Annotated in this window: 13 protein-coding genes; 1 reads left to right on the top strand and 12 read right to left on the bottom strand. The window is 42.0% G+C overall.

The annotated features are described in order from the left end of the window. Positions 1 to 166: 166 nt before the first annotated feature. The 11 genes from JOC34_RS07965 to JOC34_RS07915 form a co-directional block, all read right to left on the bottom strand. Positions 167 to 418: a GlsB/YeaQ/YmgE family stress response membrane protein gene (locus tag JOC34_RS07965; RefSeq protein ID WP_205136222.1), complete on the bottom strand. Its 252-nt coding sequence runs from the start codon at positions 416 to 418 to the stop codon at positions 167 to 169. 108 nt (positions 419 to 526) lie between these two features. After that, entirely contained in the window at positions 527 to 1,234 is a 708-nt protein-coding gene (locus JOC34_RS07960; RefSeq protein WP_205136221.1) for a 4'-phosphopantetheinyl transferase family protein, read from the bottom strand. Positions 1,235 to 1,280: 46 nt separating this feature from the next. Beyond that, on the bottom strand, positions 1,281 to 2,699 hold the full coding sequence (locus JOC34_RS07955) for a DHA2 family efflux MFS transporter permease subunit (protein ID WP_205136220.1): 1,419 nt from the start codon (positions 2,697 to 2,699) through the stop codon (positions 1,281 to 1,283). A 2-nt stretch (positions 2,700 to 2,701) separates the two neighbouring features. Beyond that, the gene (locus tag JOC34_RS07950; protein ID WP_205136219.1) at positions 2,702 to 2,923 is read right to left on the bottom strand and encodes an MbtH family protein; all 222 of its coding nucleotides are present in this window, start codon (positions 2,921 to 2,923) and stop codon (positions 2,702 to 2,704) included. 18 nt (positions 2,924 to 2,941) lie between these two features. Continuing rightward, positions 2,942 to 10,105 carry an amino acid adenylation domain-containing protein gene (locus JOC34_RS07945; protein WP_205136218.1) on the bottom strand — a complete coding sequence of 2,388 codons (7,164 nt, stop codon included), beginning with the start codon at positions 10,103 to 10,105 and terminating at the stop codon, positions 2,942 to 2,944. 31 nt (positions 10,106 to 10,136) lie between these two features. Next, entirely contained in the window at positions 10,137 to 11,039 is a 903-nt protein-coding gene (locus JOC34_RS07940) for an isochorismatase (RefSeq protein WP_205136217.1), read from the bottom strand. 761 nt (positions 11,040 to 11,800) lie between these two features. Next, on the bottom strand, positions 11,801 to 13,414 hold the full coding sequence (locus JOC34_RS07935; RefSeq protein WP_205136216.1) for a (2,3-dihydroxybenzoyl)adenylate synthase: 1,614 nt from the start codon (positions 13,412 to 13,414) through the stop codon (positions 11,801 to 11,803). Between the two features lie 10 nt (positions 13,415 to 13,424). Then, positions 13,425 to 14,645 (bottom strand): isochorismate synthase DhbC, encoded by a 1,221-nt coding sequence (gene dhbC / locus JOC34_RS07930; RefSeq protein ID WP_205136215.1) that lies wholly within the window; start codon positions 14,643 to 14,645, stop codon positions 13,425 to 13,427. Between the two features lie 53 nt (positions 14,646 to 14,698). After that, entirely contained in the window at positions 14,699 to 15,484 is a 786-nt protein-coding gene (locus JOC34_RS07925; RefSeq protein WP_205136214.1) for a 2,3-dihydro-2,3-dihydroxybenzoate dehydrogenase, read from the bottom strand. Positions 15,485 to 15,856: 372 nt separating this feature from the next. Further along, complete coding sequence (locus tag JOC34_RS07920) at positions 15,857 to 17,626, bottom strand: TcaA NTF2-like domain-containing protein (RefSeq protein ID WP_205136213.1); 1,770 nt, start codon at positions 17,624 to 17,626, stop codon at positions 15,857 to 15,859. Between the two features lie 11 nt (positions 17,627 to 17,637). Then, positions 17,638 to 18,492, bottom strand: coding sequence for a DUF6574 domain-containing protein (locus JOC34_RS07915; RefSeq protein WP_205136212.1), 855 nt, complete (start codon positions 18,490 to 18,492; stop codon positions 17,638 to 17,640). Positions 18,493 to 19,095: 603 nt separating this feature from the next. Between JOC34_RS07915 and JOC34_RS21720 the strand changes: the two genes are divergently transcribed. After that, positions 19,096 to 19,179, top strand: a complete 84-nt coding sequence (locus tag JOC34_RS21720) for a putative holin-like toxin (protein WP_338062656.1) — start codon at positions 19,096 to 19,098, stop codon at positions 19,177 to 19,179. A gap of 175 nt (positions 19,180 to 19,354) precedes the next feature. On the opposite strand, the gene JOC34_RS07910 is transcribed toward JOC34_RS21720, so the two are convergent. Next, the gene (locus tag JOC34_RS07910) at positions 19,355 to 21,016 is read right to left on the bottom strand and encodes an SLC13 family permease (RefSeq protein WP_205136211.1); all 1,662 of its coding nucleotides are present in this window, start codon (positions 21,014 to 21,016) and stop codon (positions 19,355 to 19,357) included. Positions 21,017 to 21,132: the final 116 nt, after the last annotated feature.

Genomic DNA, 21,132 nt, shown 5'->3' with positions numbered 1-21,132 from the left:
CTTTTAAAAAATACAAACTAAAACGTAAGTAATGTTATACCGACTAATCAGCATTCATCTCGGCTCTAAAAACTTTGAAGGATTTGCGGTAAATTTCCACATAAAAAAGGAGATGGAAAACCCCCATCTCCTTTACTTACCTATTCATATATTTCTTGTGAATATACTACTTCTTGTTGAACGATCTAAATATGAGGCTAAGAATAAACACTAAAATGATTGCCCCTATGATAGCCGGGATTAGAGAAAAACCTGCAACTTCGGGACCCCAATGTCCAAGTATAAGTGTTCCTAACCATGAACCAACAAGTCCGGCAATAATATTACCAATAATTCCACCCGGTATATTGCGACCAGCGATGATTCCACCTATCCAACCAATAATACCACCTATGATAAGCATCCAAATAAAGCCCATGTTATAATTCCTCCTAATATTGTCTAGATTTGTTTCTGCTTCATTGTTTATTATTCCCTTGTACTTTCAAACTAAACAAATAGAATGCTTTTAAGGAAAAAATTGGCACTAGGACGTCATTACCTCGTCGCATAGGCTATTAAAAGATACACAATAAGCCTTTGGTATAATATGATTCGTTTCCGCACAATATGCACAGACGGTAAGCTTATAATCCTCATCGATCCGATACTGTTTACAAACGAACTCTTTTATCCGCTTTTTTGCATGTATATCAAAGAGTTCAATCTCATTCCTATTCGTTTTCCTCACTTGAAAGGAATTTAATGGAATGGCTAATCCTTTTCCGAGTGCTTTTACATAGCTCTCTTTGATCGTCCATATATCATAACAAGCATGACTTCTGTTTTCCGCACATAATATATCGCCATATTCCCTTGTTGTGAAAAGTTGCTTGGCTAATTGCAAATCAAATGGTTGTACTTTTTCCACATCAATGCCGACTGGGTGCTCATGCACCACACATACGACATAGTCACCAGAATGAGAAATGTTATATTGGATAAAAGGATATTCTGGAAAAAAGGGTTTGCCATATGCATTCTTTTTAATCGCTACATCTTTCATATGTATCCCCGTCCGTTTGTAAAAAATGCTGCCGATTAACAAGTCTCCAATCAAGGTTCGGTAGGCGTCGTCAAGATGATAAAATTGCTGGATGCGTTTTTGCTTCTCGTCGCTCACGTTCACAAGTAATGCATTTAATGCTACTCGGCTCCTGTTCGTTGGTAAAGCACAGACAAAGACATCAACCAATTTTATTTCCACCCGCTTTCCATACAACTTATTCAAACAATATACTCTACTCTACTTTCTCCATGTTTTGTAATGACACTTCGGCCTGGTGATCCGTATCCGCTGTTTTTTCTTTAAATCTTAAAGCTATAATGAATGCAACAAGTAAAAACATTGCAGCGCCCATGAGCGCATATTGATAAATGAGAAGGTTAACTTGTTCGTTTCCCTTGGCGCTTGAAGTGCCGAGGAAACTAGCCAGGATTGCTACTCCTAGCATGGATCCAAGCCTATTTTGCATGTTGAATAATGTTGTCGCACGACTCATGGATGGTGAATCAATGTGCTTAAATGCAGTAATTTGAACGACGCCAACAGCATGTCCTAAGAAAAAACCGACACTGAACATCAATCCCCTTAGTAACCACGGGTTGGACGCAACGAACAGCGCAATAAGCACAAATGTAATTATTGAACCGAGTAGCGCAAAAATAATCAAGCAGCGCAAACCAAGTTTTTTCAAAGACCAGGGCATCATTTGCGAAGCAAGCATTAATCCAAGCGCTTCCAGGAAAGTAGTTAACCCTGTTTGTAATGCGGTTTCGTTTAATGCATGCTGATACATGAGTGGAAATACAAATAGCATACCAAGCAAACCACCAGCAGCACACAGGCCAATCAAGCTCATCGTACGAAAAACGGGATCTTCAAACAAACGTAAATCAATCATTGGTTTATCTACACGTAACTCTACGATGACAAGCGATACCATCAGCACGAGACCAACAATGCCAGTAAATAAAATTTCTGGCGTTTCCCACCCTTTTACAGGTCCTTGTGTCAGTGCATAAATCGTCATCGAAAACCCTGCCAAAGAAAGCACAAATCCTTTGAGATCGAAACGGCCCACTGATGGTTCAACATGTTCACTTAAATATGCCTTTCCTATAAGCAAAGCCAATATTCCAAAAGGGATATTGATATAAAACACCCAGCGCCAAGATAATTGATCAACGAAAAATCCGCCAATCACGGGTCCCATCGCAGGTGCAAGTGCAATCGGGACTACGAGCAAACGTGATATTTCCGGGCGTTCCTCATGGGTAAAAGTGCGAAATAGGATCGCCATCGCTACTGGTGTGATCAATCCGGCTCCAATGCCTTGTAGCACGCGAAATACATTCAATGCTGCAATGTTTGTTGCGATGCCACACAAGGCTGATGCAACGGTAAATAAGCCAAGTGCGAATAGAAATACCCGTTTCGTCCCCCACCGATCTCCCAGCCATCCTGCGACTGGAAGAAACATAGCTAAGCTAACAAGATAACCAATGTTAATAGCACCTGTGGCAGCAGGAGGAATCTGAAACTCCTCCCCTATTGTTGGTAAAGCTACATTAATGATGGTCCCGTCAAGCGCGGACATGAACATAGCCAGCACATAAACAATACCTACAGCCATCTTATGATTCATACGTAAGGGCATCGCTACTTCCCATTGCCGATGCTTTCAACAGTTTTAAGGCTGTTTGGCATCATATCATTCCAATGTTTTTTTATATAATCCACACATTGTGTACGATCTGCTTTCCCGTAAACAAGGTTCCACCCAGCAGGTACATCAAGAAAGGCTGGCCATAAAGAATGCTGGCCTTCCTCATTGATTAGTACAAAATAGCTTCCGTCTTTATCTTCAAATGGATTGGTCATTACGTATCTCTCCTCCCATTATTCTATTGAAACACGATCATTCAATGCCGTTAACTTATTGGCTATCACTTCGCCAATTTCCGCTAGTGGTTCCGGCTGACACATATCTTTATGGCGGCAATTGATATCATATACCTCGATTTGTCCGTTAATATACGGTTCCCATGAGTTGGTAGAAATAGGGTCGAACCATTCAGGAATAATCGTCGAACGGAAAAAGAGAATGTCTCCATGAAAACTTTTAGGTTCATATTCACTTAAATTTTGCACAGAATTGACATACGTCTCTTTTAGACTTCTAATTGTCTCGTCCTCAAGACTTGCTAAAGCACTGCCATCTTCACGAAGTAGTTCGAGTGCATGTTCAAAATCCAATGGTTTGTCGCCTAGACTATCCGGATCGTATCCACCTAATGCAAGTAACGCAACAAGGGCCTCTTCATCATCAGGTGCCTGTTTAATCGGAAGGAAATGGCTCGGATATGCATCCAGCATAATAATAAGTGCAATTTCTTCCCCCTGTTTTTGCAGTTGGGTCGCCATCGCCTGGATAACGTTCCCGCCTAACGACCAGCCAAGCAAATGATATGGACCATGAGGCTGAACTTTTTGCATTTGTTCAATATAATCAGCAGCCATTTCATCGATTGATTTTGGCAATTTTCCCCGTTCTGAAATGCCTCGCGCCTGTAGTCCATAAATCGGATAATCTTTACCTAATGCAGTCATCAGACCTGCGTAACACCAACTGAGTCCTCCAGCTGGATGCACACAAAACATCGGCAGTTGGTTACCGCTTTTTCTAAGTGGTAGAAGGACGTCAAGTGCACTTTGATTATCACCAACTTCAAGCCGCTTGGCCAAACCTGCAACGGTTGGAGATTCAAATAAATTACCGATACTTAACTCCACACCAAGCGCTTCCCTAATCCGTGTCATCAATTTTACAGCTAGTAGTGAATGGCCACCTAGATGAAAGAATTCATCATCTATTCCTACACGCGGTAAATCAAGTACTTCCATAAATAAGTCACATAGCATTTCTTCCTGTGGTGTTCTTGGTCCACGACTATCCGACTCGATGATATAATCAGGTTTCGGCAATGCCTTATGATCCAACTTTCCATTCGCCGTTAATGGCAAGCTGTTAAGCTCTACAAAAGCTGATGGTACCATGTAATCCGGTAAACATTTCGCAGCGTAACTTCGCAAATCTGTACCATCAACGTTTTCTCCCGTATTTAAAACAATATAACCAACCAAACGTTGATCCCCTGGCTGATCTTCGCGAGCCACGACAGTCACTTGCCCAATCGCAGTATGCTGCGCAAGCACAAATTCAATTTCACCTAATTCAATCCGAAAACCTCGTATTTTAATTTGCTGATCAGCACGCCCCATGTAATCTAATGTTCCATATTCCTTCCAACGAGCCAAATCGCCAGTGCGATACATCCTCGTCCCACTCGGACCATACGGATTTGCCACGAATCGATCTGCTGTTAAATCGGGACGTCCTAAGTATCCACGTGCCAAACCAGCTCCAGATACATACAATTCTCCCACCACGCCTGTCGGAACCGGCTGCAGTGAATCATCAAGCACATACACATCGAGATCGGGGATGCCTTGACCAATAATGCTATTTGCTCTTAAGCCAACACTTTTTTCATCCAATTCAATGTAGGTAACGTGAACTGTCGTTTCCGTGATTCCATACATATTAATAAGCTTTGGTGCATCGTCCGCGTGACGACTATACCAGTCCTCTAAACGGCTTTGTTCCAGTGCTTCTCCTCCGAAAATCACATACCTTAATGAAAGCTGCTGACCAATTGCTGCATGCTCCCGATCTGCCTGCATCAATTGGTAGAATGCAGATGGTGTCTGATTTAGCACCGTTACACTTTCTTGAACGAGTAATTTCAAGAAATCCACAGGCGATCTGGTCATCTCGTGCGGAACAATTACGAGTCTTCCGCCATATAGTAAAGGCCCCCACATTTCCCAGACTGAAAAGTCAAAAGCATACGAATGAAACAACGTCCATACATCATTTGCATCGAATTGGAACCAATGTGCAGTTGCGCCAAGTAAACGAATGACGTTTTGATGAGGTATGATGACGCCTTTTGGTACACCAGTCGATCCGGAAGTATAAATAATGTATGCCGGATGTAGCGGTGACAATGGTTGAACTCGCTCTGAATCCATTGGATTCGTTACGCTCATTGTGTTTAAGGCATCCTTCGTGACCTTCCCATCCAAAACAATACATGGTGTTAAGTCCATATCAGGTAACTTATCCGCATTCGCTTCATTGGTGATCACAAATACCGGATGTGAATCCTTCATCATAAATGCGATTCGATCACTTGGATAATTCGGATCAAGCGGCACATATCCGGCTCCCGCCTTCAATATCCCGAGCAACCCTACAACCATTTCTAATGATCGTGGTAGCGCAAGTGCCACGAAATCTTCAGGTCCGACACCTTTTTGAATAAGTAAATGTGCGAGCTGATTCGCACGTTCATTCAACGCCCCATAACTCAACTGCTTATTTTCAAACACAAGGGCCGTATCTTTCGGTCGAAGCGCCGCTTGCTCTTCAAACATTACTGGTAAGCAAGTTGCTGGCACGTCTTTCGTATATTTACTCCCACTGGTAAGGAGCTTTTGCTGCTCTCCATATGCCAGTATTTCTAAGCGACCAATTGGTTTATCCTGATCTGTAACAGCGTCCTCTAATAGCCGGCTGAAACGCGCCATCATGATTTCGATCGTATTTCGCTTAAATAGATCGGTACTATATTCCAGAAAACCATCCAGGCCATCCGGTTTACCGCCTTTATCTACATTTTCACGAAACTCTAATGTTAGATCAAACTTTGCCGATCCTACACTACGAATGGATAAATCGCTCTCCATACCAGCTAAGTCAAGATTTGGATCAGGTGTATTTTGCAATGCGAGCATGATTTGGAATAATGGATGTTTCGATCTGGACCGGACTGGGTTAAGTACTTCAACTAATCGCTCAAAAGGTAAGTCCTGGTTTTCATAAGCATTGATGTTCACCTTTCTAACACGATCCACCAACTCACGGAAGCTTGGATCGCCAGAAGTGTCGGTTCGTAGCACCAACGTATTAATAAACAGGCCGATAAGCTCACCTAATGCATCATCATTTCTCCCAGCAACAGGACTTCCTAATGGAATATCATCGCCTGCACCCAGTCTCGTTAACAGTGCTGTCAATCCTGCTTGCAGAACCATAAATAAGCTAGCACCGTTTTTTCTGGCCAGTTCCGTCAAGTTACGGTGAAGTGCTGGATTAATCGTGAAATGGTAGGTATCTCCTTGATAACTCGATTCCGCTGGTCGTGGAAAGTCCGTTGGTAATGCTAGATGATCAGGCAAATTAGCCAGTTCCTTTTTCCAGTATTCCAACTGCTCCCTAACTAAGCTTTGCTGATCCTGTTCATTTCCTAATAATTCATCCTGCCACAATGCATAGTCAGCATATTGCACTGGCAACGTTGCCCATTTTGGAATATTGCCATGAAAACGTTCTTTATATGCCAGTTTTAAATCACTTGTTAATGGCGTCAACGACCATCCATCACCGACAATATGGTGCACCAATAATAACAACACGTATTTATTTACACCTAATTTAAACAGTTCAACGCGAAATGCTGGTTCCGCATCAAGATGGAAACGATACCTGACAGCTTTATTCAGGTTATCCGCTAATGCTGATGTACCTATTTTATGAACATGCAATGTAGGTACAGCCTGGTCTGTATCCAAAATCAGTTGCTTCGCAGTCCCCTCTTTTTCCGGAAATATCGTTCGTAATGATTCATGACGTGCCACCACATCAATTAAAGCGGCTTGTAGTGCATCCTGGTTTAACTTTCCAGACAGCTGAACGACAACTGGAATATTATATGTTGGGCTTGGTCCTTCTAAACGATAGAGGAACCACAGTCGCCGTTGGGCAAATGATAATGGGATTTCATCCGGTTTCTCTACTTGCTTCACTGGCGGACGAACTTGTTTACCATGATCAAGTTGTTCCACAAGTCCAGCAACAGTCGGTGTATCAAACAGTTTTCCAATCCCGAGTTCAACATCAAATACATCACGAATTCGATTCATTAAATGTGCAGCAAGCAGAGAATGTCCTCCTAAATCGAAGAAACTATCATCAATTCCGACCCGAGGTAAATCAAGTACTTGCATAAATAAATCACATAAAATTTCCTCCTGTGGTGTTCTTGGATCCCGCCCAGAAACACTCCCTTGAAGGTCAGGTGCAGGTAATGCCTTCCGATCAATCTTCTTATTTGGTGTTAACGGTAACGTATCAATTACTACAAAGGCTGAAGGTACCATGTAATCTGGTAGATAATGCTTCGCAAGCAGGCGAAGTTCCCCAACATCAAGACGCTTATTGTGTTGCGGTACAATATAGGCAACAACACGTTTGTCCCCTGGTTGGTCTTCACGAACAATGACTGCAACCTGACTAACTTCCGTGTAACCGGACAATACGGCTTCAATTTCACCTGGTTCTATTCTAAAACCACGAACTTTCAGTTGGTGATCGGATCGGCTCACATATTCTAAAGTACCGTTAGCACGCCAACGGGCAATATCACCTGTTTGATACATCCGCTCTCCAAAAGCTCCGAATGGATTGGCGACGAAACGGGCAGCCGTCAAATCAGGACGACCTAGATAACCTCGAGCTAATCCTGTTCCAGCAATATACAGATCTCCAGCTACTCCTGTCGGCAATGGTTGTAGCCCCGCATCAAGAATATACAGTTGTGTATTTTCAATCGGTTGGCCAATACTAGGTGTCCCCTCTTGCCTCGGATTTAGCTCGATTGCTGTAGACCATATCGTTGTTTCCGTTGGTCCATAAAGGTTCGTTATTTCGCAATCAAGTTGATGTAGCGCTTCCGTTAGACTACTTGAAAGTGCCTCACCACCAACAAGCACGCGAAGCCCCCGTAAAGCATTGGGACAGCTGGATACAAGCGCATGCCAATGTGTCGGTGTTGCTTGCATGATCGTAATCCCATTTGCATCAATCATGCCCGCCAATGCGTTTGGATCTTGCGTTGTTACCTTCTCAGCAATCACACAAGTAGCACCACTAATAAGTGGAAGAAATACCTCCAACGCTGATATATCAAATGCAATTGTTGTGACAGCTAAAAGACTATCCTGTTCTCCAAGGGAGATTTTGTTTTTCATGGATAGCAGAAAATTAACCAGACCTTCCGTCGTCACAACAACACCCTTCGGCTTCCCAGTAGACCCTGATGTGTAAATCATATATGCCGGATGTTGTCCTGATACCGACTGTGCGCGAAATCCAATGTGCACATAACGCGACAATTCCGCTTGAATGGCTAAATCATCAAGAATCAGCTGCGGGACTTGGCTTTCAGCTAATAACTCCTTCATTGCCTTGTTGGTAATGACATATGCTGGCTTCGCATCTTCCAACATATATGTAATCCGATCTATGGGGTAATCAGGGTCTATTGGCAGATATGCAGCGCCTGTTTTAAGAACAGCTAACATCGCAATAACCATATCTTCTGAACGAGGTAACGCTATTGCTACAAATTGTTCGGGACCAAGACCTCGCGCTTGCAGCAGATGCGCAAGCCGATTGACCTTCTCATCCAGCACTGCATAGTGCAGCGTGTTGCCATTAAACTTCAACGCTTCCCCCATCGGGCTCCTTAAGACCTGTTTTTCAAACAGTTCCTGCGCACTAGTATTTGCGAGCTTTTGTGATGTATCATTCCAGGTCCCCAGCACCTGAAGGCGTTCTTCTGGCAAAAGCAAATCCACCCTTGCGATGGCGAGATTTTCGTCTAACTTTGAAACATTTTCAATCACATGTAGTAATCGACGCAGATGGCGTGCGACGGCTTGATCACTATAGACGTCAGGATTTGCGTCTAGATCAACCCTTACTCCATTTCCATCATGCTGGTCATAAATGTTAAGCGACAAATCATCTACCGGTCCAGTCGAAAGTTTGTGTGTGATACCTCGATTCCCCGCAAAATTAAGTGCATAATCGAATGGCATCATATTAATTTGTGGCCCGAACAGCCGTTGGTTATCACCTAATAATTTAAGATCCCGCCTTAATGTTTCGTATCGGTAATATTGATGCTTTCGTACTTCCCGCATTTCTTGCTTCACTTGTTCAAATAGTTCAACAAATGTCATGTCCGGACGTAAGGAAAGATGCAATGGCAACAAATTCATAACCATTGCTGGCACTCTTACAGCGGATGTTCCCATACGACACATCATTGGCAAACTAAGGACAACATCGTTTGTACCTGTTAAGCGATGCATGTAAATTGCCATCGATGCGATAATCATTTCATACCAGCTTCCTCTATGTTGGCGCGCTGTTTGCTTCAGCCTATCCAATGCATCAATCGATAAATAATCCGTATGTTGTGTGAAGCGATTTGACATTTTTGGTGCAGGTTCGCCTAAACTGACCACCTCCGGATGATCGCTGAAACGATTCATCCAGAATTGACGGTCAAGTTCGTATTGCTTTGATTCATGATACGATTGATTTTCATCTAAAACAGGTTGCAATGCATCCAATGCTTCCTCAGTGAGCGGTTGTTCCGTTACGAGTGATGTATATATTTTAGCCACACGCTGTGCAATCAAAGAAAATCCATACGCATCTGCTGCAATGTGGTGAATCCTTTGATACCAGAAATACCGATCTTGACTAATCTTAAATAGGGCTTGATTAAACAAGAGATCCCGTTTCAAATCAAGCGGCTTCTTAAAGTCAGCTCTCATCCAACTTTCAGCAACTCCACGTGGATCTGATTCGGCACTGACATCAATGAAATGAAGCTGAAACTCTCTCTTTGTACCAATCATCTGCCATGGTCCATCTATATCCTCTCCAAATCGAACATGTAGAGACTCAGATTCCTCTACTGCCTGTCTCAATGCTTTTTCAAAACACACAAAATCCAGTGGGGCCGTAATTTCTATATATTCGCCAGTATTGTATATTGGATTTTCGGGATCCATTTGTTGCCCGTACCAGATACCAGACTGGGCACCGGTTAATGGCTGGTGTTTTGTTACAGAATTTGACATATCCATGAACTCCTCCATTGATTAATTCCCATCATATCTCTTGTTTAGATTTCGATATCAAGCTCCACCAGTCAGATAGTGTCCTTTTCTTCACTATTTCCATGAAATTAACATCCACTCCAACTTGCCTCCATTCTTCAACCAAACTCATCAGTCGAATAGAGTCGAGTCCCATCATCATCAAATCATCTGTATCGGACAGTTCTGACGCCGGTATATCAAGCAGTTCTGCAGCTTGCTCACGCACGCCTTCAAATGTAAGCGCGTGTGCCACTCCACCTGCAGACATGTCTTTTGCATTTTGCAAGTCATCCATTAATGAGGCTGTAGATATAGTTACACCACAGCGTTTAGCTACGTAATTCATCGCCATCTTATGTTCGTCCAATGAAAAATCAGCTACCGCATCCGCTACGAAAAAGGATTGCACATCGTTCATAAATGCCTCGTTTGCTGTTATGAGACACCCAATATGCGCATAAACACCGCAAATAATCAGCTGGTCACGCCCTTGTTCCTGTAAAATTTCCAGCAAATTTGATTTCTTGAACGCACTATACCGCCATTTTGTAAGTACAAGATCATTGTCCTCTGGCATTAGTTCGTCCACCATCTTCGTCACATTCTGATCATCTGCAAGGCCGTCACCCCAAAAGTCTGTAAGTAATGCCCGGTCTGATGGATCCTGATCTCCAGGCTGTGCTGTATAAACAACTGGAATACCAAGTGCTTTGCATTGGCGCTTCAGTGATACGATATGTTGTACAAGTTCTGTGATCGGTGATTGATCTGCATGGTAAAAATCGATAAAATACTGTTGCATATCATGAATCAGCAACACAGCTCGATCAGGCTCCACCTGCCATGACACTTTATTTTCTGGTAAATCCGGCGCAGTTGGCATCGGATATGATTTGATTGTAGGGATACCCATCCAATCACTTCCTTTCAATTTTTATGGTAAATAACTCAGCTTTCATACAAATAAAATACGTTCCAAGAGTTAGACGAAAAGCTGCGACATAAATGCTATCTATGTTAGATCTGTAATGCTGAAATCAATAGGTGCGTTATTCCACCGTCGGGTATCGATCCGGGCTTGTAATGCTATTTACAGGAAGGTACTTTATCATTTTATCCATCTAAAGCATGCTTTTATTGGCAAAGACCATACTCAGCAGCCTGTATACACGAAGACTCCAGCGGGAGGTCGGCTAATAACCGTCACGTCCTGTGACCAACGCCAACACTAGAACATCGTGTTCGTCGAAAAGGCATCGGTGAGACCCCACAGTGCGTAAGAGGCCACTGAAAAAATGGTAGATTTTAAAAAATCTTGCTTTTCACCTTAATCTAGCATCTCGAATATACGGAGACTCCTGCGGGAAGTAAGAGATCGGCGAGACCCCGCAGGACGTTAGTCCGAGGAGGCTCGACACTCGCCCGCGGAAAGCGCAGTATATTCGAAGATGCGATGGTAGATCCACATATTTTAGTGCTTTATTTACTTTTCAGTGGCCTCACGCATAAGCACAAGGAGGCTCAGGCAACCGCCTTAGGATGCGCGTAGTGTATACGGGCTGCGGCCAACTAAGAATCTTGTTTGGAAATCAACCTGCTCTTATGTCGCAGTTTATATAAATACGATAATAATAAGCGACAAATTAACGAATAGGCTCTATCAAAAATTAATAGTTAAACGCTTGCTAGCTTTTTTGTAATGATCTCACGCAATGCTTTTTTACTGATTTTTCCTAATGCGGTCTCTGGGAATGTATCTACAAACTCCACTCGATCAGGAATTTTAAATGCCGCAATCCCTCGTTCTTCCAGGAATACTTTAAGCTCCGCTTTATTTGGTGTTTGTTGGTGCGGTATAATGAAAGCGCAAGATCGTTCCCCAAGAAACTTATCAGGCATGGATACAATCGCTACCTCCAAAACATTGGGATGGGCGATGAGGTGATCCTCTACTTCTTCCGCAGCAATCTTTTCACCACCACGATTAATTTGATCTTTAGCACGCCCTTCAACGACAATGCAGCCCGCTTCATTCATCCTGACCAGATCCCCCGTACGGTAAAATCCATCGGAAGTAAATGCTTTCTCGTTGTGCTTTTCTGCTTTATAATAGCCGCGAATCGTATAGGGCCCTCTCGTTAATAGTTCACCCACCTGTCCTTGTTCCACTTCGCGATCCTCTTGGTCAACAATCCGGATCTCATCATAAGGAGACATTGGCCGCCCCTGTGTATGGATGATGACGTCATCTGGATCATCCAATCTCGTATAGTTTACTAATCCCTCTGCCATGCCATATACTTGCTGCAATTTACAACCAAAAGCCGGTTGTATACGTCTTGCTATCTCTGCACTAAAATTCGCTCCCCCAACTTGGATAAGCTGAAGACTTGAAAAATCATAGGAGCGCGTTTTAACTGCCTCGAGCCAAATAATTGCCATCGGTGGTACAAGTGCTGCTATCGTGACTTTTTCCTGTTCAATTAGCGGGAATGCCTCATCTGGACTTCCCCCCGATGCGAGAACTACTCTTCCTCCAGCGTAAAGTGTGCCAAGTACACCAGGCGAACTGAGCGGAAAATTATGTGCAGCAGGAAGCACGGCCAAATATACACTGTCCTCATTCAGCTCGACGATTTCATTACTCCGGCGTAAGCTATAAATATACTCGTCATGTGTTCGCGGAATAAGTTTAGAAAGACCCGTACTTCCACCCGATAGTTGAAGAAAAGCGATATCATCCGGCTTTACTTCAGGTGCTGTGAATTCCGCTTCACTGTATAGGTCAGCTAATGCAAGATATTCCTCCGAATCCCCAGCCACAATAACATGCTGTAAAGTAGGGGTATTTTGTTGAACCTTTCTTGCCATCGGAAGATAATCATATTCCGCAAAGCGATCTGGCACGACATAAGCTTTGGCCTCTGAAAACGCACAAAAATGGCTTATTTCGCTATATCGATGTGATGGCAAAGCAAAAACAGGTAGTGCTCCGAGTCTAAATAGGGCAAAGCAAACCTCAAAGAATTCAATCCGATTTGGCAGTTGCACAACGACACGGTCTTCCTTTTCAATGCCTATCTGCTGGAACCCTGCAGCCAATTGATCAACCTTTCGATCCAGCGCTGCATAACTTACTTGTTTATCACCACTTGTTAACGCAATATGTTCTCCCAATTCTCTCGCTCGATCGCGAAGCATTTCTCCAAAGGTTTCCCCCCGCCAGCAATCCATTTTCCGATAAAATGCTGCGAAATCTTGTGGCCATGGTTGACATCCAAGCATCACACATTCCTCCCTATTGATCTATTAAGCTTTCTTTTTTAACTCCCATCGCCTGGAGCATCGTCTGGAGCTTAGCAGATGTCTCTGCCAATTCATCCTCCGCTTTCGATCCAGCTACAACGCCTGCACCTGCATAAAGACGAAGTGAACGCGCTTTAACCTCTGCGCAACGAATCGTAACAATCCATTCACCATCCCCATTCGCATCGCACCATCCAACCATTCCAGTAAAAAATCCGCGATCAAATGGTTCAATTTTATATATTTCCTCTCTTGCCAATGCTGTCGGATGTCCACACACGGCCGGTGTCGGATGCAATGCAATAGCAAGTTCCAGTGAAGAGGTTGCAACATCCCTGAGCTTCCCCTTAATTTCTGTAGAGAGGTGCCACATTGCCTCCGTTTTAACAAGGGATGGTTGCTCCGGTACCTCGATTCCATCACAGAATGGTGCCAGTCCCTCCTTCACCATATCTACTACAACTGCATGTTCATGCAGATCTTTGGCAGAATCCAGTAGTTCCAATGCTCGTCTTTGATCTTCAGCTGCGTCATCACTTCGCGGACGAGAACCTGCGAGTGGGTTTGCTAGTAAAGTATCCCCTGATTTGGATACAAGCAATTCAGGACTTGCGCCCACCAATGTGCGCTTTTCCGGAACTTCGCTTCGTCCCTTCGTTTCTTCAGGTAAATCAACAGCGAAAGTGTAACCTTGTGTATTGTGCAGTGCTAGATTTTTTAACAGCTGCTGAACATCCACTTTTTCCCTTGCTGTAATGTCCAATGATCTGGATAACACAATCTTGCTGATCGGGCCTTCCTTGATCGTTTTCAATCCTTGATTAACGCCATTAATAAACTCCTCTGGCTGTGGAATAGATTCCATTTCATACGATGACATCGATGACAGCGCCGCTTGGTCATCAGGGTCCATATGTATGCGTCCAGATATACTGACATCCGCAGGTATAACAAGTTGTGAAGGTTCAAAGTGATCAAAAGGAACTGCCCCTACAGCGACAGGATTTACTTGCCCAGCTAGTTTCGCCCGGTTAAGCGCCACCTTGACACGTTCTGGCAAATTTTCTAATTGGTTTGCTTGTCCCTCCTCCTCCTCTACTTTGGAATAAATGCCTTTTCCAATTAATGCTTGATTTGGCGAAGACAAGAAAAAATCACCCGTTTGATAGTCATCTAACAACACTTTTTGTTTAGATGCACTCGTCTCACTCATTTTTATTTCCTCCTATTTTTTACCATTCCTCTATATCAAATGCTTTAAAATACTTAAACTCCTAAAGTAGCTCCACCGTCCACACACACATCCTGCATCGTGATATGTGCAGCCTGATCAGAAGCAAAAAAAAGTACTGCTTCAGCAACATCCGTTGGTTTAGCGATTTTTTGTAATGGGATTCCAACCCGGTACGTGTTAGATAAACCTTCTATCGTCTCCCGCTCACCATGCTCATCCTTCCAAAGCATTTTCAGCATTTCCGTTTCCGTTGAACCCGGGGAAACGATATTACAACGTATGTTATATTGTGCAAGCTCCAGTCCCATGCATTTCGTAAACATGGTTGCTGCCGCTTTTGAAGCTGCATAAGCAGCCATCGACATTCTTGGTATATTGGCGGCATTCGAACTTACTGTAACGATCGTTCCTTTTCTACGCGGGATCATTCGTCCACTCACTGATTGTGAGACATGGAACACGCCCGTCGTGTTAACGGCAAACGTGGCATCCCAATCCGCTTTTTTAAGCGATTCAACTGAATCTAAGTGCAGCACACCTGCTACATTAATTAAAATCTCTATTGGCCCAATATCGCGTTCAATAGCAGCTATGATCTCATCAACTGCAACATGATCACTTATATCTACAGGAAAAGCCGAAGCCTGAAGTCCTTTTTCATTCATTGTATTTACGAATCGCGCTAAGGCAACAGCATCCTTATCAACTGCTGCAACGATCACACCGTTTTCTGCCAGTTTCTCTACAACAGTTTGACCAATCCCACCAGCTGCACCTGTTACAACAGCGACTTTATCTTTCATTTTATTTATGTCCATACCATCATTCCCTTCCATACATCAAATAACTACATAATTGAGAACGATTATCATTATCAACTTGTGTCCAAAATGATAACCATTCTCAATTAAAAAAGCAAGGGCTTTCCTGTTTTCTTCAAAAATTGGTATTTAATGCCTGAATATAAAGCATTACTATTGATTGAGAAATGATTACAAATAACCAAAATGAAGCACCCTTCTATCTAATACAAAAATAATAGATCATTCCCACGCAAATGAAAGAAAAAAGACGTTTCAACATTCGAATATGGAATGTAAAACGTCTTTTGTTACATGTTTTGTAGTTTAGAAACTTTATTTATATCATTTTTAATAGGGACAGACCCCCTATGGGGACTGTCCCTACAATCATATCTCATTCGTTTCAATCAGTTCATAAACCATATACACATCATCGACTTTTTTCACAATAACTTTTGTTTTAAATTCTTTGTCTGATGAGGAATCTGATTTATAAATGGTGAACGACTCAATCACAGTGACTTCCCATGTGTTATCTCCAGTTTCTTCAACAGATTGAATCTCTAAATCTAGCAAGTCCTCCGTAATATCTTTGGACTCAAGGTAATCAATATAATCTTTTGCTTCACTCCATCTCGGACTATCTGGGACAATATGATCCTCAACATAAGAAAAGTCACTATAATTGATTGCATTGACACTATCCTGTGTATAGGCCTCCATGAAATAGGTAATATCTTCTTTCACTGCATCACTTTTCGCCTTAGCAACAGCCTCTTTACCTGGACTATAAAGTTCCTTAGAACCTTCTGCCGTATCTGTTGCGACAAAATCTCCCCAGTAGTCTGACTCTCCTACAGACAGTATTTTCCATGCTTTCTTATCTTCGTCATAAGAAAGATCTAAAGACAAACGTGGAACCTCTTCATAAAAGTCTGGATCCGCGTCAAGATCATGATACGCCTCGTTGAACGTATACGCTGTTAATATTTCAATCTGCGGTTGCTTTGCACTGTTGTCCACTTGAACGGAATTACGGTCAATTTCCACTTTTTCAAACTTTCCAGAGTAATAATAATCTTCGTCCATCATTTCCTCTACCACCGTTTTCACGTCATCTGTGACTGCTTTAAGTGGTTTCGTACTTTTACTCGCCATGGATTCAACATATTGTTCTCCAAAGTTCTTTAAAGTTTCCTCCAATCCCGTAAATTGCTTCTTAGACAACAGATCCGCATGAAGTGTCATTTCCGACCCATCAATATCAATTGGCTTGGATTCCACCTCACCCCATGGCATCGTAACAACGGTCTGCACCTGCTCTGAACCATCAAGTATGAATGGTCCAATCGATTTCGTTTTTCCCTCTTTATCAATCGAAACTTTCTCATCACCCAATTTGATAAACGACTTTTTCGCATCAAATTCATCATGATTATCAACATGAAAAACAACCTTTGATACATTCACGTCCATATCAAGCCACGTTTCATCTCCATATGAATCGAAAAGCGCTATCGTACCTTCTTTCTTTGTCTTTCCATATTCGCCTTCAAATACCGCTTCTACCTGATAGTCGCCCGGAACAAGTGGACCATAGACAACTTCTCCTTTGTCCGCATGATATTCTGGTATGGCTTTACCGTTAAATAAAAAGGATAATCCTTCCACAGAACCTTCATATGCAGCAAACTGGTCAACTGCTTCCACTTTATGTGCAGTGAAAAGGAAAATAAATTTTCCATGAACATCTACAGAAAACAAATCATCCACAACCGATGTTCCTTCTTCATCCACTAGCGTTAGAAGTGCTGTCACTTCTCCTTTTGTAACGGAGGAACCATCTTCATGCACCAATAGTGTTTGCACTTTCGAGGCATCTTTTTCCGAAATAGCCTTTGCAAACCGTTTCTGTACAGCATCCGGAGACTGATAAGACTGTGCCCACATTGAAAACGCAATGACAAGTACCACAACAGCTCCAATTACACTAAAAAGAATCTTCTTTTTCTTTGGCATCGGTGGACCTTTTTTGACCTTTTTATTTTCCAATACTTTTTCTTCGATATCCTCACTAGGTAACATGGTTCCACAATGAATACACACCTTGTTACCTGGGTTAGCTTCTTTACCACACGCTGTACAAAATCGTTTCATCCCGATTCACCTCAATAATAACCAATCTGGTCCAGTATTCGACCGAATGTTGAATCTACCAAAATAAGTGCAAATATGATAAATGCAATTGCTGTTAACACGATATAAATCAAATAACCATATAAAGGATCAATGTTTCTCGTACGACGTGATAATAAACTACTAATCAAGTAAAGTGGAAACAGCCAGACTACAAGACCAAATCCAGTGAACAGCAAATAACTGCCAAATGTATTAGATTTTAGTAAAATAAGAATAAATGCAACGCCTGTTACAGTAATAGCCGGAACAAGGTGTGCGCCATATACACTGCTCATTTCTTTAAATGTGTATGCTGTACCGAAAAATTGATTCACCACATATATCAAAAAAACAATGATAGCCATACAGATAACTAAAAAGACCAAAGCATAACCAAACATGGCGAAGAAAGAAGGCCCAACGTTATAAGAGGAATCGGAAAACATCCCACCAAATCCTTCATACGGTTGCATGAAGTTGCGAATGAGTAAAGCAACTGATAATGCCATTAAAATCACTATAATCGCCATGCTGATCAAACCATGTTTAAAATCTACTTTCTCGGAAAAAATCCGCGAAGGGCGCTTCAAATACTTAACATAATAGGTACCATATGTTTTCGTAACTTGTTTCACCTTATCTAGCACTTCATTATCTTTCACATCACTAACCGGTGCACTTTGCGATGCTTCTGCTCCAGCCGCTTGTTCACCGTGACCCTGACTAGTGCTTTCATTTGTTGCATCGACCTTTACAGCTTCTTGATCTCCCACAGAAAGCGGTGCCCCACATTGACCGCAAAATTTCCCTTCTTGCTGTTCAAACCCACAATTTGTACACTTCACATAAACGCCCCCAATATGTTATTTATAAGTAAATTTTACCAAAATAGGTAATTTGACTTATAGAATTATAGCATAACAACCAAAGAAATAGGTGAATTTTAGGAAAACTTGTAGCAATATTATTTATAAGTGATGAAACTGTATTTGTAATTGAAAATACAATAATGCGTTCCTTTATATACACTAAGTTCAAAAATAGGCTTTAAATCATAGGAATTATTACAGCATAATTTTTTAATTATAGAATAAAGATGGTGTTGCGTAACGAGGGACGAGAGGATTAAAGCTTGAGAGGGTGATATACGGTGGAAAAAGAGAGGGAATAACTGCTGTTTGGGAAGAGAAAATCCATGTGGTAATAGATACCCCCTTTTTTCGTCCCTAAATATTCTATTCAATAAGGACTATAATCAATTTTCCCCATACAAAAACAGCGATTTCTCAATAAAAAACCGCTGTTTTAAATCATATTTTAGTCCCCTGAACATAGGAACTAATGATCGATTGTGTTATGATGTTACTATCAATAGATCGGCTTCACATGAGGGATAAGGCACACGTTTCACTCGTACGGGACATGTTCCGTGGAGGGAGGTGTTGCCTATGGATATAGTAGATGTATTAATGCTGATGATTTCTTTCGGTATGTTAATCGCATTTGTTATGTCCAACATGAATGAAAAATAACCCCTCATGTGCTGTCCAGGCCTTTTGAGGGGTAATTCCTTAAACTGTGCCTTACCCTTTTGATGGGGCTGGTCTGTTGTAAACCGTTCCATGTTGTAGCATGTTGCGGTTTTTATATTGTATTTCACTCTAGTTTTATTATACCATGAATTGCGACTTTGTACACTACATCCTCCTATTTAAACTGAGAAGGTATTTCATATAAATCAATACCCCACACAACTGGCAGGTAGAAATACACCGCTAAAACGATCAGAATGATGCCAATTATATTTAACCAAAAACCATTTTTGACCATTTCCATGATTGTAATTTTTCCTGTACCAAATATAATGGCATTCGGTGGTGTTCCTACAGGAAGCATAAATGCACAGTTTGCCGCAATCGCACACGGAACCATGAGCGCATAGGGATGCACATTTAAAGCAATAGCAAGCGATGCTACAACAGGTAAAATCATCGTGGCTGTCGCTGTATTTGACGTAATTTCAGTCAAAAGGAGTACAACAGCAGTTGATACCGTTATAATAATGATTAAATTCATGCCATCCAGGAATGTCAATTGCTCCCCAATCCAGTTGGAAAGCCCAGTCTCCGTAAAGCCTGTAGCGATGGCAAGCCCTCCTCCAAATAAGATCAAAATACCCCATGGAATATCTTTGGAATCTTCCCAGTTCATTAACTTTGATTCCCCCTCTTTTTTTGAAGGAATCAAGAAAAGAATAATAACCGCCATCATTGCGATCATACCGTCACTAATATTGGGAATCTGAAGCATATCTTCCCAAATAAATGTCCTTGTAATCCACATAAATGCAGCGAATACAAAAACAACTGAAACAGCTTTTTCTTCATAAGACATGCTGCCAAGTGCTTTTCTTTGTTGATTAATTTGGTCTTTCCCGCCAGGTAGTTCGGTAAAACTCACTTTATAAACTACTTTGGTCAGATAAAGCCACAAGATAGGAATAAAGACAACGATAAGGGGCACGCCAAACGCCATCCATCCACCAAAGGATATGGATGTGCCAAATAATTTACCGACAGTAGCCGCAAGTATACTAAGTGGAGGCGTTCCAATCAAGGTTCCAAGTCCACCAATTGTTGCTGCATAACCGATACTAAATATGATTGCCTTTTCAAACTTTGGTAATTCTGAAGCGTATTTTCCACCCTTTAGAGAAATCGCTGCCTGATGCACAATCGCTAAACCCATTGGGATCAACATCATTGTGGCCGCTGTGTTTGACACCCACATGGATAGGAAAGCTGTTGCTACCATAAATCCTAATACAATTTGTTGTGGACTTGTTCCTATTAAAGCAATAATCGACAATGCTATCCGTTGATGAAGATTCCATTTTTCCATTGCCATCGCGATAAAAAAACCACCTAGAAATAGAAAAATAATATCATCGCCATAAGAAGAAACAACCGCATTTCCATCCAATGCTCCCGTAATCGGCAGTAAAATAATCGGTAAGAGCGATGTGATCGGTATTGGGATTGCCTCTGTAATCCACCATGTGGCAATCCACAGTGTTGCAGCAAGCACCGCCTTTGCTTCCGGATTCAAGCCTTCTGGATTAAAAAATAATAGCGTTAGTAGAAATAGTAAAGGACCTAAGATCAATCCAACCAGCTTTACAGTTGTATATGCTGGCTTTTTATCGTTCCCAGGAGAATTTCTTGTTGCTGACGAATGATTACCTTTATCTTTTTTTGAATCAGTTGATTTTCCCGCATTCCTAATATGTGCGAATGTTAACAACTGCTTTGTTTCGGTATGTGATGCCCAAAGGCCCCTCCATAAAGTTGCGATCGATCTATGTTCCATTTTAATGCCTCCCCTTGCTGTTAGCGCTTTCAGATTAGTTTAGAGGATAAGCATATTCTTGAATACCTTATGTAACTATTCAAACCCTTTTGTAAGTAAAATAAGTAAGTGGCGAA

This window comes from Virgibacillus halotolerans, from assembly GCF_016908515.1.
Lineage (GTDB): Bacteria > Bacillota > Bacilli > Bacillales > Amphibacillaceae > Virgibacillus_M > Virgibacillus_M halotolerans.
This window is presented reverse-complemented; position numbering and strand designations above follow the sequence as displayed.

Bases quoted from the DNA above. Each gene is read 5' to 3' on its own strand.
- JOC34_RS07965 (WP_205136222.1), bottom strand. From the start codon at position 418: ATGGGCTTTATTTGGATGCTTATCATAGGTGGTATTATTGGTTGGATA.
- JOC34_RS07955 (WP_205136220.1), bottom strand. From the start codon at position 2,699: ATGCCCTTACGTATGAATCATAAGATGGCTGTAGGTATTGTTTATGTG.
- JOC34_RS07950 (WP_205136219.1), bottom strand. From the start codon at position 2,923: ATGACCAATCCATTTGAAGATAAAGACGGAAGCTATTTTGTACTAATC.
- JOC34_RS07945 (WP_205136218.1), bottom strand. From the start codon at position 10,105: ATGTCAAATTCTGTAACAAAACACCAGCCATTAACCGGTGCCCAGTCT.
- JOC34_RS07940 (WP_205136217.1), bottom strand. From the start codon at position 11,039: ATGGGTATCCCTACAATCAAATCATATCCGATGCCAACTGCGCCGGAT.
- dhbC (WP_205136215.1), bottom strand. From the start codon at position 14,645: ATGAGTGAGACGAGTGCATCTAAACAAAAAGTGTTGTTAGATGACTAT.
- JOC34_RS07925 (WP_205136214.1), bottom strand. From the start codon at position 15,484: ATGGACATAAATAAAATGAAAGATAAAGTCGCTGTTGTAACAGGTGCA.
- JOC34_RS07920 (WP_205136213.1), bottom strand. From the start codon at position 17,626: ATGAAACGATTTTGTACAGCGTGTGGTAAAGAAGCTAACCCAGGTAAC.
- JOC34_RS21720 (WP_338062656.1), top strand. From the start codon at position 19,096: ATGGATATAGTAGATGTATTAATGCTGATGATTTCTTTCGGTATGTTA.
- JOC34_RS07910 (WP_205136211.1), bottom strand. From the start codon at position 21,016: ATGGAACATAGATCGATCGCAACTTTATGGAGGGGCCTTTGGGCATCA.